This is a genomic window from Streptomyces mangrovisoli, from assembly GCF_000974985.2.
GTDB classification, from domain to species: domain Bacteria; phylum Actinomycetota; class Actinomycetes; order Streptomycetales; family Streptomycetaceae; genus Streptomyces; species Streptomyces mangrovisoli.
Genome location: NZ_LAVA02000022.1, coordinates 38,025 through 51,488, shown reverse-complemented (window position 1 = coordinate 51,488; position 13,464 = coordinate 38,025). Strand labels below are relative to the sequence as shown.

12 protein-coding genes and 1 tRNA gene are annotated in these 13,464 nt (G+C 73.4%); 4 read left to right on the top strand and 9 right to left on the bottom strand.

Annotated features, from left to right (window positions below; translation table 11 throughout):
• Nucleotides 1–68: 68 nt before the first annotated feature.
• The 3 genes from WN71_RS11390 to WN71_RS11380 all read left to right on the top strand — a co-directional run bounded on the left by WN71_RS11390 (nt 69) and on the right by WN71_RS11380 (nt 2,370).
• Nucleotides 69–142 (top strand) — tRNA-Pro (locus tag WN71_RS11390).
• 226 nt (nt 143–368) lie between these two features.
• On the top strand, nt 369–1,424 hold the full coding sequence (locus WN71_RS11385; RefSeq protein WP_046588433.1) for an aminoglycoside phosphotransferase family protein: 1,056 nt from the start codon (nt 369–371) through the stop codon (nt 1,422–1,424).
• Nucleotides 1,425–1,464: 40 nt separating this feature from the next.
• Nucleotides 1,465–2,370, top strand: a complete 906-nt coding sequence (locus WN71_RS11380) for a glycoside hydrolase family 16 protein (protein ID WP_046588431.1) — start codon at nt 1,465–1,467, stop codon at nt 2,368–2,370.
• Nucleotides 2,371–2,395: 25 nt separating this feature from the next.
• On the opposite strand, the gene WN71_RS11375 is transcribed toward WN71_RS11380, so the two are convergent.
• From WN71_RS11375 to WN71_RS11335, 9 genes are all read right to left on the bottom strand, one after another.
• Nucleotides 2,396–3,211 (bottom strand): polysaccharide deacetylase family protein, encoded by an 816-nt coding sequence (locus tag WN71_RS11375; protein WP_046588429.1) that lies wholly within the window; start codon nt 3,209–3,211, stop codon nt 2,396–2,398.
• Nucleotides 3,208–4,239, bottom strand: coding sequence for a glycosyltransferase family 2 protein (locus WN71_RS11370; protein WP_046588427.1), 1,032 nt, complete (start codon nt 4,237–4,239; stop codon nt 3,208–3,210). Before WN71_RS11370 ends, WN71_RS11375 begins: the two co-directional genes overlap by 4 nt.
• Nucleotides 4,236–5,576: a lipopolysaccharide biosynthesis protein gene (locus WN71_RS11365; RefSeq protein ID WP_143074831.1), complete on the bottom strand. Its 1,341-nt coding sequence runs from the start codon at nt 5,574–5,576 to the stop codon at nt 4,236–4,238. The genes WN71_RS11370 and WN71_RS11365 overlap by 4 nt, the downstream gene beginning before the upstream one ends.
• A gap of 15 nt (nt 5,577–5,591) precedes the next feature.
• Complete coding sequence (locus WN71_RS11360) at nt 5,592–6,857, bottom strand: glycosyltransferase family 2 protein (RefSeq protein WP_046588422.1); 1,266 nt, start codon at nt 6,855–6,857, stop codon at nt 5,592–5,594.
• Nucleotides 6,854–7,609 (bottom strand): glycosyltransferase family 2 protein, encoded by a 756-nt coding sequence (locus WN71_RS11355; RefSeq protein WP_240529632.1) that lies wholly within the window; start codon nt 7,607–7,609, stop codon nt 6,854–6,856. The genes WN71_RS11360 and WN71_RS11355 overlap by 4 nt, the downstream gene beginning before the upstream one ends.
• Before the next feature lie 119 nt (nt 7,610–7,728).
• Nucleotides 7,729–8,160, bottom strand: a complete 432-nt coding sequence (locus WN71_RS11350; RefSeq protein WP_046588416.1) for a hypothetical protein — start codon at nt 8,158–8,160, stop codon at nt 7,729–7,731.
• On the bottom strand, nt 8,157–9,986 hold the full coding sequence (locus WN71_RS11345) for a glycosyltransferase (RefSeq protein ID WP_071369822.1): 1,830 nt from the start codon (nt 9,984–9,986) through the stop codon (nt 8,157–8,159). The genes WN71_RS11350 and WN71_RS11345 overlap by 4 nt, the downstream gene beginning before the upstream one ends.
• A 2-nt stretch (nt 9,987–9,988) precedes the next feature.
• Nucleotides 9,989–11,068, bottom strand: coding sequence for a GNAT family N-acetyltransferase (locus WN71_RS11340; protein ID WP_046588412.1), 1,080 nt, complete (start codon nt 11,066–11,068; stop codon nt 9,989–9,991).
• A gap of 231 nt (nt 11,069–11,299) precedes the next feature.
• Nucleotides 11,300–12,334 (bottom strand): GNAT family N-acetyltransferase, encoded by a 1,035-nt coding sequence (locus WN71_RS11335; RefSeq protein ID WP_046588410.1) that lies wholly within the window; start codon nt 12,332–12,334, stop codon nt 11,300–11,302.
• A 347-nt stretch (nt 12,335–12,681) separates the two neighbouring features.
• Between WN71_RS11335 and WN71_RS11330 the strand changes: the two genes are divergently transcribed.
• Nucleotides 12,682–13,413 (top strand): class I SAM-dependent methyltransferase, encoded by a 732-nt coding sequence (locus WN71_RS11330; RefSeq protein WP_143074830.1) that lies wholly within the window; start codon nt 12,682–12,684, stop codon nt 13,411–13,413.
• Nucleotides 13,414–13,464: the final 51 nt, after the last annotated feature.

Below are 13,464 nucleotides of genomic sequence, written 5' to 3'. Positions count from 1 at the left end.
CGGATCGGCCCGCGCGGTGCGGTAAAGTGCTGTCAGCGCGATCACGCGGGGACACCGTGTGACATCGCCGGGACGTGGCGCAGCTTGGTAGCGCACTTGACTGGGGGTCAAGGGGTCGCAGGTTCAAATCCTGTCGTCCCGACTTTACGAAGTCGCAGGCCAGAGGCCGTTTCAGAGAAATCTGAAACGGCCTCTCGGCATTTCCGGGCGGCTTCTCCGGGCGGTTTCCCAGGGCCGCCTTCCAAGGCCGCTTTCCAGGGCGGTTTCCGGGCGGTGGTGGAGGGGGCCGGTCCGGCCGTCTGGTGGCGGCCGGAGTCTGCCTGAAATATCGTATGTTTACGGTGTATGCGCATATGGCAAGGTCTGGTATGAAGACACCCGCCAAGCTGTCCTCGCTGTCCGGTCTGCTGCCCCTGTACTTCCCGCGCGCGCTGGCCGGCCTGGACGACCGCCTCCGTGCGCACTGGCTGGTACGCGGCGCGGGTCCCGGGGACGTCACGGTGGTGCGGCGCCCGTCCCTGCCCGAAGCGGGCCTGCTCATGTTCGAGCTGCGCGGCGACGCGGGAAGCCTGGTGGTCAAGCACCCCAGGAACGAGGCCGGGGCCGCCGTCACCGTGCGCGAGCGGGAGGTACTGCAGGAACTGGGGGCCGACGGCAGGCTCGACCCCTGGCGTGCGCTGCTGCCGCGAGCCGTCGGTTCGCCCGGCCCCGCGGGGACCTTCGCCCAGAGCAGGCTCCAGGGCGTCCCGGCGGACACCCTGCTCCGGCACGCCGGCGACGACCCGTACGCCGTGGTGGCGCCCGCGATGCGGCTGTTGGCGGATCTGCGGGCCGCCACCGGGCGGCCCAGGGCGGCGGCCGACCGGGCGCCTGCCTGGTGCGCCGCGCAGCTGACGGATCTCGCCGCCGGAACGCCCCGGTACCGCTCCGGCCGCCGGGCTGCCGAGTTCCGGGCCCTCGGCCGGCGGCTGGAGGCGGCCCTGGCCGGCGCCGTGCTGACCGAGGGCTGGACCCACGGCGACTACCACCCCGGCAACGTGCTCCTCGACGGCGTGCCCCTCCAGGTGACCGGCGTCTTCGACTGGGGCAGCGGTCGCGCCCGCGGACCGTGCGAGATCGACGCCTACTCCTTCGTGGTCGCCCTGCGCTCCACGCTCACCGGCCGCCCGCTGGGGGGCCTGGTCGCCGAGACGCTGCGCGTCGGCCGCATCCCGGACGCCGACCGCCCGCTGCTGGCGCTGGCCGGTCTCGACCCGGACCACGGCGTCGCCGACCCGGTGGCGGTCCCCCTGCTGAGCTGGCTCTGGCACGTGACCAACAACGTCCGCAAGTCCCCCCGTTTCGGCCGCAGTCACGGGTGGCTCGCGCACACGGTGGCGCCCGTGCTGCACGAATGCGACCGTTGGGCCGGGGCCCGGGCGTGACCGCCTCGGCGCCGCGCGAGCACCGCCGCGGGAGAACACGGTGAGGCTCCGGCCGCGCCGCGCGCCGGGCGGCCCGCATCCGCACGGCCCGCACCCGCACGGCCGGCACCGGCGCCCGCACCGGCATCTGGCGTTCTGGGGCGCGGTCTTCGCGGTGCTCGTGATCGTGCTGGTGGCGGGGGACGTCGGCGGATCCGCGCGGGGGCCCGCGGTGTCCCGGGTCTCGGCGCCCGCGGGCTGGCGGATGGTCTTCCACGACGAGTTCGACGGCTCGCGTCTCGACACCCACCGCTGGACCACGTGCTACGACTGGAACGAGCGCGGCTGCACCATCGCCACCAACAACGAACTGGAGTGGTACCAGCCCGGTCAGGCCACCGTGGGCGGGGGAGTGCTGACCCTCACCGCCCAGCGCCGGGCCACCCGGGGGAGCGACGGGAAGCTCTACCCGTGGGTCTCCGGCATGGTCTCCACCGGCCGGGACGACTGGTACGCCCGGCCCCGGGAGACCTTCACCTACGGCTACTTCGAGGCGGCGGTGCGCATCCCGCCGCAGGCCGGCATGGCCTCCGAGTTCTGGCTGATGCCCGCGAGCCGCTACACCCCGCCCGAGATCGACATCATGGAGTTCCTCGGCACCACGCGGCAGCTCACGATGTTCACGCACTGGCGCAACGCCGACGGCGCGGACCGCAAGCAGCGCGGGACCTTCGACTCGGCCGGCTTCCCCGACGGCTACCACGTCTTCGCGCTGCTCTGGGAGAAGGACAGACTCGTCTGGTACGTCGACGGGGTCGAACGGTTCCGGGTGACCGACCCCGAGCGCATTTCCCACGTGCCGATGGAACTCATCCTCAACCTGGCCGTCGGCCTGCCCACCACCCCGCCCGCGGACGTCGGTTCGGCCCGTATGCGCGTGGACTGGGTAAGGGTCTGGCAGCCCTGACGGCCGCCGGGTCCGCGGCCGGCCGTCAGGCGGGGATCGCCCGGTACGGCCGCCCGGCCACCGCCCGTGCCCTGCGATAGGCCCGCCAGCCCCGGGTGCGCAGCCCCTCGGCGAACGGAGCCACCGGCGCCCCCGCGCCGCGGGTCCAGAGCGTGAAGCGGTCCCTGCCGGTGTCGGCACGGACCATGAGCCGGGCGAACCGCAGCGGGTCGTCCCGCTCCGAACTGAACGCCGACGACGCCCGGATGGCGGCGGCCGAGGTCCATCCGGCCTCCCGCACCACCGCGCGCACGGTGCGGCTGGAGTAGCCGTGCGGATAGGCGAACGAGTCGACACGGTGGCCGAGTTCGTCCTCGATCCGCTGCTTGCAGCCGGCCACCTCCGCCCGCACCGACGCCCGGGTCAGCGTGTCCAGCTGCGGATGGGTCTCGGTGTGCCCGCCGATCTCCACCCCGGCGGCGTCCAACTCCCTGACCTGGGCCCAGGTCAGGGTCGCCACGGACGGGAACGGCCCGCCGCCCGGGCGCCGTCCGGGCGTGCCCAGGGCGCCGGTGGTGACGTACAGCGTCGCGGGCAGTCCCCGTGCCGCCAGGAGGGGGGCCACGGTGGAGGCGAAGTCGGCGTACCCGTCGTCGAAGGTCAGCACCGCGGACCGGGGCGGCACCGGTGGGCCGCCGAGCAGGGCGTCGACCAGGCGGCGCAGGGGCACCACCCGCAGTCCGCGGTCGGCGATCAGGTCCAGGTGCGTCGCGAACGTGCGCGGACTGACCGTGAACTCCGCGAGCCACGAAGGGGATTCGTCACTCACCGCGTGATACAGGAAGACGGGTACGACGTTCATGTCCGGGCCGTCGCCGGTGGGTTCGCGGACCTGCGCGGACGCCGGACGGGATGGCGGAAGGGAAGCCGTGAGGTGCGCCGGGAACCCAACGGCCTCACCGTGCCGACGAGATAACCGGCGACGGTCGCGCACACGCCCCCCGACAGCGCCCCGATCGTGCGCAGCGCGCCGGGGCGCCGGATCCCGGTCACGTTGCGGGCGAGGGCCCGCGGGATGACCGACCGCATGTACACGCGCTCGGTGGCGAGCGCGGGCCCGCTGCCGCAGCGCCGGGCCACCAGCGCCTTGGACAGCCCCTCGATGTAGCAGCGGTTGCGGAAGTAGGCCCAGTCGGTACGGGAGTCGGGGACCCGGTGCCGTATCTCGGCGGCCGGCTCGTACAGCAGGACGGCCCGCGGGTCGCGGGCGGCGATCCGCAGACACAGGTCCGTCTCGTCGCAGCTCGCCACCGGACGGCTGCCCACGCGTCCCAGGGCGTCGAGAAAGCCGCCGACGGCGACCAGTTCGCTTCTGCGGAAGGACATGTTGGCGCCGATGAAGTTGCGCACCCGGGCGGCCCGGCCGGGCTGTCCCCGGTAGGAGCAGCCCACCACCCAGTCGAACTCCGGCGGGAACCAGACCGGGCGCCCGGTCGCCCACCACGGCCGCACGAACCCGCCGACGCCCACCACGCGGGGGTCGGCGTAGGGCGCGAGCAGGCGGTCCGTCCACCCCGGTTCCGCGGTGGCGTCGTCGTCGAGGAAGGCCACCACGTCGGCGCGGGAGACCGCCACGCCCGTGTTGCGGCCCCCGGACAGACCGCGGCGCCTCTGGTTGGGCACCACCAGCACGCCGTGCAGCTCCCGCCGGGCCCGTTCGAGGAGCGCCTCGTTGTGGTCGACGACCAGGACGACCTCGTCGGCGGGCGGGTCCTGGACCAGTACCGACCCGATCGCGGCCCGCAGGTCCTCCCAGCGGTCCAGGGTGTAGGCACAGACGACGACCGACAGGGTGGGGACGGTGCGGGTGGCGGGCAGTGCGCTGTTCATGACGATCCTTCGGTGACGGGGACGAGCCAGCGGGACCTGGAGGCGATCAGGAAGAGGGCGATCACGCACTGGGTGGCCAGCCACGCGAGCCCCGCGCCCGCGACCCCGAAGTGCGGCAGCAGCACGTGGGTGAGGCCCAGGACCAGGACGCACATCGCCACCTGAAGGCCGACGGCCCAGTTCAGGTGCCGTCGCGCCCGGGCCACGTCGATGGCCACGCTCAGCAGCAGGTTCGGCAGCGCGGACAGGGCCAGCAGCCGCAGCAGGGTGGTCCCCTGGGCGGCGTAGGAGGCACCGAAGATCGACAGGATCTCCGGTGCCGCGGCGATCAGGACGACGGTGACGGCGCCCAGGAGCAGTCCCGAGTGGCGCAGGACGCGCAGCGAGTGCGCCACGAGTCGTTCGGGTCCGCGCACGGACTCCGCGAGCAGCGAGGTCCCCATGTTGCGGGCGATCAGGTAGGGCACGTAGGCGATGTTCCAGGCCACCGAGTAGAACGCGCTCTGTTCGGCGCCGCAGTTGTTCAGCACGATCAGCGGGACCACGGTGTACCCGGCGGTCCGGAACAAGGAACCGAACCAGTCGGCCGTGGCGTACTTGAGCATGCGGGGCGGGGGCGGCGCGGTCCTCGTCTCCCGCTCGTGGCGGGGGATGCCGCGGCCCATCAGGACGGAGTTGGCCACGAGCAGCGAGACCACGAGGGCGCCCGCCCACGACAGCAGGATCCCGGAGGAGAGGGCCAGGGCGGCGCCCAGGGCGAGCAGCAGGATCTTCACGAAGGCGAAGATCAGGTTCTCGCCCACCACCCAGCCCGGCATACGGACCGCCGTGAGCGCGCCGTCCTGCAGCACGAAGACGGCGTATCCGGCGACGGCCACCACGAAGCTGACGGCGGCCACCGGGGACAGCAGGAACCCGAGCCGCGGGGCGACCACCGGCACCAACGCGAGGAACAGCAGGGCCACGACGACGCTGAAGGAGATGCTCGCCGCGTAGCAGGTGAGGACCATGCGGCGGCTGCGGCGGCCCGCGGTCGGCACGAACCGCACCAGGAAGTCGTTGAGGTTGAGCTGCCCGATGCCCGTGAGCAGCAGCGCCGCCGAGAGCGCCGAATAACTCAGGCCCACGGTCCGCTCGTCGTACCAGTGCGTCGCGAACGTCCAGAAGAAGAAGCCGAGTCCGGCGTTGACGAGGGAGCTGACCGCGAGCACGTGTCCGGTGCGCAGGACGGGCTCGCCCGGGAGCACCGAGGCGACACCGGCGCGCAGCATCTCCCGCGGGCCGCGCCGCCGACCGGCGTCTCGTGCGGCCGGGTCGGCCACCGGAGGGGTGTCCAAGCCGTTCACCTCGGATCAGTTTCCGGCGCCGGTCAGACGCCCCCGCAGATAGCCGCAGGGGCCGTAGACCATGCCCCGCGCCTCCAGGAGTGCCAGATGCCGGGACCAGCCGGCCTCGGGGTCGGCGGCGCGGTCCCGGGACCGGGTCACCGCGTGGCGGATGCCGCCGGGCAGCCGCCGCAGCAGGGCCGGCAGCCGGCGGGGGTCGTGCAGCAGCGCGCCGGTGAGATAGGCGCCGAGGCCCGCGCCGTACCCGAACGCCTGCGCGGCCACGGCGTCGCCGGTGCGGCGATGGCGGTGCCAGACGATGGCGCTCGGCTGGTAGGCCAGCGTGTGACCCGCCGTCAGGACCCGGAAGAAGGCCAGCAGGTCGTCACCGCCCCGGCCCGGGGTCCCGGCGCCGGTCGCGGTGTCGAAGCCGCCCAGGGCGCGGAGCGTCCCGGTGCGGAACGCCATGTTGGCGCCGGAGCCGAAGCGGCCGGCGGTGAACGGGAACAGCGGATCCGCCGGCGGATCGGACAGCGACCAGGTGCGTGGCAGGTACCCCTTCGCGAAACCGCCCTGCCGTTCGAGCGCCTGCTGCGCCGCGGTCTCCAGCTCGGCGGGGACGATCAGCCCGGTGACGCAGCCGGTCCGGGAGTCGCGGGCGAAGGGCCCGGCCAGCGCCGCCAGCCAGCCCGGGTCCACGAGGGTGTCGTCGTCCGTGAAGGCCACGACGGGCCCGCGCACCCGGGCGAGCCCCCGGTTGTGGGCGCGGGCCAGCCCGGCGACGGGCTCGCGCACGTACTGGACCCGCCCGGCGAACTCCGAGCGGACGAGGGCCTCGGTCCTCGCGTCGGCCGGGGCGTTGTCGACCACGACGATCTCGAACTCGGGGTACCGCGAGCGCAGCAGCGCGTGCAGGCAGTCGCGCAGTTTCTCCGGCCGGTCACGGGTGGCCACCACCACGCTGACGAGCGGCGCCCGGGGCGCGGGACGGCATGGGGCGCGGTCCGCCGGCGCGGCGCGGTGCCGGGCGAGTTCGGCGGTCAGTTCGTCGGCCAGTTCCACGCGGGCCGTGTCGGCCAGCGCCTGCCACAGCCCGTCGGGTCCGCTGGCGTCGGCGGCGCCGACCATGCCCAGGGGGCGGCCGTGCAGACGTACGAGTGCCAGCGCCCGCCCCTGTGGGCGGACCGGTCCCCGGTCGCCGGGGAGCCGGAACTCGCCCGGACGCTCCAGGTCGATGTCGACCACCGGCACCGGCGGCCGGATCCGGGTGGCGGACGCCGGGGCGGAGTTCACGACGCGCTTCTCACGGGCCGGGGGGCGGCGGACCGGGCCCCCGGCCGTTCCGAGAGCAGGGTGCGCAGCACCCGGCGCCCGTCGGAGATGGCATGGAGGTTCGAGCAGCCGCTGCGCCGGGGCAGCTCCAGGCTGGGGACCTCGGCGATGCGCAGACCGGAGCGGAGCGCGTGCACGATCATCTCCGCCTCGATCTCGAACCCGACCGCGTGCAGGTCCAGTTGGTCGAGGAAGCTGCGCCGGAACGCGCAGAAGCCGTAGCACAGGTCGGTCAGCCGGGCGTGGTAGAGGCGGTTGGCGGCCCTCAGCAGGACCTGGTTGCCCATCCTGCGGATGAGGGTGATGTCGAGCGAGCCGCCGCCGGCGACGAACCGCGAACCCTTGACGAAGTCGTAGCCGTGTTCCAGGAAGTGCACGAAGTGCGGGATCTCGGCCGGCGACATGCTGCCGTCGGCGTCCATCATCACCACGAAGTCGCCCTTCGCCTCCAGGAATCCGGTGCGCAGCGCGTTGCCCTTGCCGGGTCCGTTCTGCCGCACGTTGCGCACGGTGGGCAGGCAGTGCTGGGCCATGGGGATCGTGGCGTCGGTGGAGTCGCCGTCGACGAGGATGACCTCGTCGACGCACTCAGGGATCTGCTCGAAGACCCACGCGATGTTCCGCGCCTCGTTGAGGGCGGGGACGACCAGGCTGACGCTGCCGTGCGCCCCGGCTTCTCGTTCGCTATCGATGATCGGTTCGACGTTGTACATGACCATGGCTCTCCGATGCGTGCCCTACGTCATACGTTTACAGCGTATATATACACATTCGTACGATTCGGGAGCGACGTCAAGCGAGCGGAGGGACCCCGGCCGTGCGGCGGGGCGGGTCAGTGCGAGGCCGGCGGCCGCTTGTGCCGGCCCGCGTCGGCCGGGCGTGCGGCCGAGCCGGGGACGGCTCGCGGGGGCCGCAGCCGGCGCTCGCCCGGGCCGGGCAGCACGGCGAGCGCGGTGGTGGCGGCGGCGAGCACGAGCAGGGCCCAGGCCACCGTGAAGACGCCGCCGAGGAACAGCGGCTCCACCACGAGCACCGTCATCGACACGCTGACCACCACGGCCAGCACCCCCGTCTCCAGGAGTGCCGCGCGGTCCGAGGCGCGTACCGCGGTCGGCCGGGCCCACCGGGAGGCGGCCAGCCCGGGGCAGACCAGCAGGAACGCCGTCGTCACCGCGACGCGTGGCGCCGAGGCGTCGGGCAGCAGGAGGACCGCGGCCAGCGCCACCCAGCCGGAGAGCGCGAGGGCCCAGCGCGGGCGGCTCACGACCCCGCTCCGCCCTGCGTGCCCTCGTACCGGTAGACCACCGCGTCCTTGTTGCGGTAGACGGGCACGTAGCCCGGCGCCTCGGACAGCGCCCTGTCCATGCGCTCGATGGTCCCGTCGGGCAGGACCCCCCGCTGGTACACGTCGGCCTCCTGGGCCCGGCTCAGGATGATGTAGGCGGGCTGCCGGGGGGTGGCGTGCTGGACGAACCCCTCCAGCCCCCGCACCGGATCCTTCGCCAGGCGCCGCCGGTCGGCGAGGTCCTGCTCGTCCAGCTGGAGTTCGGTCTTCTCGTCGTACCTCGTGTACAGGGCGGGCACGGCCGACGTGACGGAGACGATCGTGGACCCCGGAGGCGAGGTCGCCGCGACGAAGCGTCCGGCCGCCACCTCGTCCTTCGTGAAGTAGTTCGCCGACTCCTTGCCGTAGTAGCCGAACACCAGGCCCCCGAGCAGGGCGAGCAGCAACGGGTAGACGACCGCCGGGTGGAAGCGCGGCCGGTTCTCGCGCTGGAAGAGGAGGGCCGCGATCAGGAAGGACGCGGCGGGCAGCGCGAAGAGATAGGCGCGGAAGATCATCTCTCCGCCGTAGGCGTTCGCCGTCAGGATCGGCAGCGGGGCCACGACGAGCAGCGGCAGGCCGGTACGGCGGACCCAGGGGTGGGCGAGGAAGGCGGTCGCCGCCAGCACGAAGACCGCCGCGGACAGGCCCCGGTCGACCCAGGACACCACCACCTGGCCGGGGGCCGCGGTGCCGAGGGCGGCCAGACCGGAGGACACGTTGGCGTCGGGCTTCAGCAGCGAGCCCAGGAAGTCGCCGAGGTTCTCCGACAGATAGGGGCGGGCGACGGTGGCGTCCCACAGGACGGTCATCGCCGCCGTGCCGGCCAGGACGGGCACCACGACCCGCCGGTTGCGCCGCGGGAGCGACAGCACCACCAGGGCGCTGATCAGCATCAGCGGAGTCAGCGGGTGCGAGGTGATGATGACCGCCGAGACCACCATGACCAGCACGAACCGGCCGACCGGCCACCGGCCCGGCGGGCCGGCCGGGCCGTACAGCACCGAGGTGGGCAGCTGCCCCATGACGAGGGCGATCGCCGTCACGAAGAGCAGGAACGCGAAGGCCTGCGGGGCGAAGTAGTCCTGCCCCACCCAGGAGCACGAGTAGAAGACCCACGCCGCCCCCCACAGCAGCCGGCGGTCCCGCGTCACCGTCCGGTACAGCAGCAGCAGCGGGGCGAGCAGGACGGCGTTGAAGACGGGCGGGGTCCAGGTCGCGTACCCGAGCGCCGAGTGCAGGCCGGTGGCCTGGAGGAAGAAGGCGTTCAGGTCGAAGAACCCGGGCCACTGGTCGTAGAGGGCGAGCTGGCCGGCGCGGGGCACATGGCCGTGGTGGCGGATGACCGCGTCGACGACCGCGACGTGTTTCCACGCCCAGCTGTAGCGCAGTTCCGGGTAGAGCAGGGTGGGCGTCGCGTGGATGACCGCGACCAGCCCGAGGACGTAGCCCGCGAACCATCCGCCGGCGGTGCGCCGGTCGGCGAGGGCGAGGCAGAAGCCGAGGGTGAGCAGGCCGAGGGCGACCCAGAACAGCACCGGCAGCACCTGCAGCAGGCCGTAGTCGCGCATCCCGCCCAGGTGCACGGGGCGCAGGGACAGCAGCCACAGGGCGAGGGCGGCGGGAAGGGCGCAGCGCGCCGTCCATCGGCGGGCCGCGGTCCAGTGGGGGAGACGCCTCGCCCCGGCCGGGGAACCGGGCTGCCGCGGCACGGCGCCCGCCGTGGCCGCGTCCCGCCCGTTGGTCAGCGTCTGACGCCAGTCCATCCTCACGGGTCCTGAAAGCGGATCAGCCGTTTCACGGCCGCCCGCAGGCGGTGCTCGGCGGCCGAGAGGGGGACCCGCTCCTTCAGACAGCGCGGGGAGGAGAAGCTCCGCGCGCCGAACCCCGCCTTGAAGGCGGCCAGGGACGAACCCGGGGCCGATTCCCCCATGTCGAAGGTCCGGCAGCCGGCCGCGCACGCGTCCTCGATCGCCAGCCGGTACAACAGGGGCACGGCGTGCACCGGATGGGCCAGTTCACGGTCCATGGCGCTGCGCCACAGCTTGGCGTGGCCGGCGTGGCGCAGCACGACGCACGCGGCGGCGGGCTCCCCGGCGCGCCAGGCCACCCAGATCGCGCACCGCTCACCGAACCGGGCCGCCACCTCCTCCAGCCGCCGCACGGGGAACTCCCGCGTCCTGCGCCGGCGCGCCAACGCCAGCGGCTCGTGCTGCTGTTCGGCCCAGCGCACCATCGACGTGCAGTACAGGCGGTAGAAGGCGCCGACGAGCCGGCCGGTGCGGTCGACCTCGACGTCGACGTCCGAGCGCTCGGCATGGCGGACCTCCCGCCGCACATGACGCCGGAACCGGCCCTGCCAGACGGCGTCGAAGCCGCCGTCGAGGTCCACCATCTGCGTCATGTGGGGTTCGAGGCGGTAACCGAGCGCGGAGTCCGCCCACACGTCCCGGTCCGCAGGCCGCAGCCGCACACCGACCCGCAGCGCGCGCAGCCCCGCGAGATCGGCGAAGACCGCGCGCGCCTCCGCCGGACTCGCCTCCGCCGGACACACCGGCCCCCCGATGCCCCACCGGGCCGGCCAGGACTCCTCGGTGTCCAGGATCCGCGGGCGACTGCTGCCGACGAGCGGGAGCACGAGCCGACGGCCCCCCTCGAACTCGTAGAGGCGGCTCGTGTCCCGGTAGGGCCCGGTGGCGCACAGGCAGTCCAGCCACGGCGGGGTCTGGCTGGGGTGGGTGCCGGGGTCCTCGCCCGCCAACTCCCACCAGATGTCACGGGGAGCCGGTGTCGTGATGTGCGCGGGGCCGGCCGCGGTGTCGACCAGGAGCTCAGCAGGTGCGTTCACGGGCCTCTCCCGCCGGATGTATGGGCCCCGAGAGGACGCGGATCGCGCAACGACGACGCGCGCGCCCCACGTCCGATGCTAGGCGGGGCGTGTCGGCCGGGCATTTCCTGAGGGGGCGGGGGCGTGCGGTCCGGGAAGGCCGGTGGCACGGGGGCGGGGGCGTGCGGTCCGGGGAAGCCGGTGGCACATGGCGGGGCGTGCGGTCCGGGGATGCCGGTGGCACGGGGGCCGTCACTCGTCCTTGAACCCGATCAGGCGCTTCGCCGCGGTCCGCCCCATCCGGTCGACGGCGGTCAGGGGAAGCACCTCCCTGCGGTAGCCGAAGGAGGGCAGGCCGCGGGCGCCGAGCCGTTCCTTGAAGACGCTGACGGAGGAGTCGGGGGGCGAGTCGCCCATGTGGTAGAAGCGGCAACCGGCGGCGCAGGCGTCCTCGATGGCGAGTTTGTGCAGCAGCGTGGTGGCCCGGCTCGGGTGCGCCAGTTCCTTGACCATGCCCGCGCGCCAGTACTTCGCGTGCGGCCCGTGCCGGAGCACCATGATGGCCGCCGCGGGCCGGCCCTGGTACGAGGCCAGCCACACCGCGCAGGAATCGGCGAGCGTCTCGGCGACGGTCTGGAACTTGCGCAGCGGGTCGATCCTGCGCCTGCGCCAGCGGGCGAGCGCCAGCGGCTCGTGCTGCTGCTGCGCCCACCGTGCGACCGAGTGCTGGTAGAGCGCGTAGAAGTCCGGTACCAGACGCCCCGTGCGGTCGACCTCGACGTCGACCCCGGCCTTCTCGCCCTTGCGCACGGCGGTTCTGACCGGTCCCTTGAACCGCCGCTGCCAGACCTCGCCGAAGCCGCCGTCGAGGTCCAGGACGTACGTCGTGTGCGGCAGCGCCGTGAAGCAGGACGGCGCCGCCGAGAGCCATACGGGGGCCACGCCCGGCCCGAACCGCACCGACACACGATTGGCGCGGAGGCGGGCCAGGTCCCCGAAGACGGCGCGGACCTGTCCCGGGCCGGGCGTCCCGGCGGTGACGGGGGCGCCGATGCCCCACTCCGAGGGCCAGGAGTCGTGGGCGATCAGACGGGCGGGCCATCCGCGCCGACGGGCCAGCGGCACCACGACGGCACATCCGTCGCCGAACTCGTAGAGGCGGCTGACGTCTTCGAGGGGGTCGGTCGCGCAGACGCAGTCGGACCAGGCCGGGGTCTGGGTGATCAGGGTCCCGTCGTTCCCGTCGGCCAGTCGCTGCCAGGTCTCGCGCGGGGCCGGACTCGTCACGGCGAAGTGATTCCGCGACGACGACAACGGAGGGTCCGACCAACGCATGACGCCACTTCCTTACGCGTCGCGAACGGCAGGCGTGTTGAACCTTCGCTCCCTCCAGCATGCTCTGCCGCCCATCCGGGCGCACGTCGGTCGCGCGCTCCCGGCGAGCGTGCCGGGAAGACGGCCGGGGGCGTCTTCGTCCCGTTGCGAACGCCGACCCGAACGGTAGTGTCGGACAAGGGCGATACGAGTGACCTGCACATCGCGAGTCGATCGAGGTACCCGTGGAACAGGCGGATCGGACGCAGACTCCCACGTGCATGGTGCGCCTCCACCAGAGGTTCCCTTCGCACCGGCTGATGAGCGGTGCGCGCCGCGTCGTCGACGACGCGATCGATGAAGTACGCCTCAGGCTCGACGCGTTGCCCGACGGCATCTACCAGCCGGTCCCGGGCATCCGCGTGCGCAAGGCGAAACGGTCCGTCGGTACCGGCTCGCGATGGGCGGCGATGGCGCCGGTCGTCGAGCGTCTGAAGGTGGAGACCGCGCTGGACGTGGGCGCGAACGTCGGGTACTTCCCGATCAGGCTCGCGCAGCGCGGGATCGCCTCCGTCGCGCTGGAGGCCGATCCGAAATGCGTGCGGACGGCGATGACGGCCGTGCGCCGCAACCGGCTGGACAACGTGGCGGTCACGAGCCTGGAGTTCCGCCCCGACACGCTCGGCCTGCTGCCGGCGACCGACTGCACCCTCCTGCTGTCCCTCTGGCACCACCTGGTGCGGGAGATGGGCTTCGGCACCGCCACCGACCTGCTGCGCGGACTCTGGTCCAGGACCGGCAAGGTGATGTTCTTCGACAGCGGGGAGGACGAGATGCCGGAGTCGTTCGGGCTGCCGCGCATGGTGCCGACGGCCGACGTCTGGCTCGCGGAGTATCTGGGGAAGAACTGCGCCGACGGGCGGGTCGAGCACCTCGGCCGGCACCGCGCCTTCGACGCCGACGGCCTGCCCACGGACCGGGCGCTCTTCGCCGTCGTCCGGGAAGCGCCGGCCGCACCCCAGGGCGGGTCGGGCGGGGCCGCGCGACCGTGACGGCGCGGTGGTAGGAAGGGGCCATGCCCACCTTGATCCGCACCCGCCGCC

Excerpts from the sequence above, each read along its gene's own strand:
- WN71_RS11345 (WP_071369822.1), bottom strand. The coding sequence starts at position 9,986 with ATGGACTGGCGTCAGACGCTGACCAACGGGCGGGACGCGGCCACGGCG.
- WN71_RS11330 (WP_143074830.1), top strand. The coding sequence starts at position 12,682 with ATGAGCGGTGCGCGCCGCGTCGTCGACGACGCGATCGATGAAGTACGC.
- WN71_RS11355 (WP_240529632.1), bottom strand. The coding sequence starts at position 7,609 with ATGTACAACGTCGAACCGATCATCGATAGCGAACGAGAAGCCGGGGCG.
- WN71_RS11385 (WP_046588433.1), top strand. The coding sequence starts at position 369 with ATGAAGACACCCGCCAAGCTGTCCTCGCTGTCCGGTCTGCTGCCCCTG.
- WN71_RS11370 (WP_046588427.1), bottom strand. The coding sequence starts at position 4,239 with ATGAACAGCGCACTGCCCGCCACCCGCACCGTCCCCACCCTGTCGGTC.
- WN71_RS11375 (WP_046588429.1), bottom strand. The coding sequence starts at position 3,211 with ATGAACGTCGTACCCGTCTTCCTGTATCACGCGGTGAGTGACGAATCC.